2 protein-coding genes are annotated in these 2,109 nt (G+C 42.3%); both read left to right on the plus strand.

Going from position 1 to position 2,109, the window contains the following annotated elements; translation table 11 throughout:
- Window positions 1–245 precede the first annotated feature (245 nt).
- Window positions 246–704 (plus strand): chemotaxis protein CheW, encoded by a 459-nt coding sequence (locus F6K49_RS43395; protein WP_366510686.1) that lies wholly within the window; start codon window positions 246–248, stop codon window positions 702–704.
- Window positions 705–742: 38 nt separating this feature from the next.
- Window positions 743–2,095: a CheR family methyltransferase gene (locus F6K49_RS43400; protein WP_293107882.1), complete on the plus strand. Its 1,353-nt coding sequence runs from the start codon at window positions 743–745 to the stop codon at window positions 2,093–2,095.
- Window positions 2,096–2,109: the final 14 nt, after the last annotated feature.

The following is a 2,109-nucleotide window of genomic DNA, read 5'->3' on the forward strand; positions in this document are numbered from 1 at the left end:
TTTGTATCTTGATGGTGTTCCTTTGATGAAACGACTCCTTTATGCTCGTTGCTCTACTACTGCTCCCACTACTCTTCCGATAACTGTCTAAGACTTTATCCTTAGTCTTCCTAAAAGAGCCGCACCCAATTCATTTAGGATTGGTATAAAAGCTAATTAGGGGTTTGAGCACTCAGAAATTTAGAGGCTAAATGATGTTAAATATCGTTATATCAATTCCCACTAATTTTCCCATCAATTAACCGATGTTAATGTTGATTTTTTATGTAGGAAATGACCTTTATGCCCTGGATAGTTCTCAGGTCGTGGAGGTAATTCCCAGAGTCAACCTCCGAAAAATACACCAAGCTCCTGACTATGTGGCTGGTTTGTTTAACTACCGAGGTGCAATTGTGCCAGTCATCGATCTGTGCCATTTAATTCAAGGTACTCCCAGCTGCTCCCACTTAAGCACACGGATTATAATGGTCAATTATATTGCCAAAAATAATACTCATTACTGCATCGGTTTGATGTCAGAAAGAATCACAGAAACCTTAAACAAACCAGATACTGAGTGGGTCGATGCCGGAGTAAAAATAAATGACGCTCCTTATTTAGGAGAAATGATTATGGATGAAAAAGGCATGATCCAACGAATTCGGCTAGAGTATTTGTTATCGGAGTCCCAACAGATATACTTATTACCTGGAGCAGAAAATTAAAAACTACCAATTAACTAACAACTAACTAACTAATAGTAATGATTCAGGCGACTATTGAGGCTTTACTAAGAAAGAAAATCGGTTTGGATGGCAGTACTATTGGTTCTAGGCAGATTGCTAGAGCGATAGAAACCAGACGATTGGCTTGTGGCTTACCGGATCAGCAAACGTATCTGCAACAACTGCAAACCTCACCTCAAGAACTCGAATCACTGATTGAAACGGTCGTTGTCTTAGAGACTTGGTTTTTCCGGGACAGAAAACCCTTTGGGTTTCTGAGTCGTTACGTCATATCTGAGTGGTTGCCCAACCCCAACTACCCCATCCTGCGGATATTAAGTATACCCTGTTCTACAGGAGAAGAACCTTACTCCATTGCTATGACCTTGCTGGATGCGGGTTTGACTCCTAATCAGTTTCGAGTCGATGCTATTGATATCAGCAAGGAAGCATTGCACAAAGCTCGACGTGCTCTCTACAGCAGGAATTCCTTTCGGGGCAACCAACTACAGCAACAAAAACGCTATTTTAAGCAAACAGCAGATGGTTATGAATTATGTCAGTTGGTGCGCAATACCGTTAATTTTAAGCATGGTAATATTCTAGACCCCTTGGGCTTGGCTCAGAACAACTATGACATTATATTCTGCCGCAATTTATTGATTTATTTGGATAAATCTTCCCGGTTCCGTGCTATAGAACTCTTAGATCGCTTATTAATGCCTAAAGGTTTGCTGTTTGTGGGGTCTGCTGAAACAGGAGTAAGAACTACCAATCGATTTGTGTCAGTTCGCTATCCCTTTGCTTTTGCCTATCAGAAGGTGAAAGATCTTAGACAACCCCAGACCAGGAACTCTCAACAGGGGCGCAGGAGAAATTGGGAAACCTCATCGTCACTCCCGAGTCATAAGTCCCCAGTGACGCTGATCCATTCTCTCTATCCAATACAAGGGCAAAACCAGGACCAGGAGCAAGACCAGGAATACCAAACAAGATCATCTTCCCCCTCTGCTCTGGTTAATCGACAGTCTAAAGGAATCAAACAATCCTGCTTACAAAGGGAGCTTGAAAAGGGACAAGAATCCTTGCTTGAAAAAGCTAGGAGATTAGCTAATCAAGGAAATTTGGAGGAAGCGGTGACACTGTGCCAAACTTACCTAAGTCAAAATTTGACTAGTGCTGAGGCTTATGTGTTACTCGGAGAAGTCCATCAGGCCTTGGGCAATGACGAGCAGGCTGAGCAATGCTTCCAGAAAGCGGTTTACCTGAAACCGAATTCCTACGAAGCACTCTTTCATCTGGCTTTACTTCAAGAAAATCGTGGGGATCTGGCTAAAGCTACGGTAATCCGACAGCGAATTCAACGACTACAAAACCTAAAAAGTCAATAGCAACAGGGGCTACT

It is taken from the genome of Moorena sp. SIO3I6 (assembly GCF_010672095.1).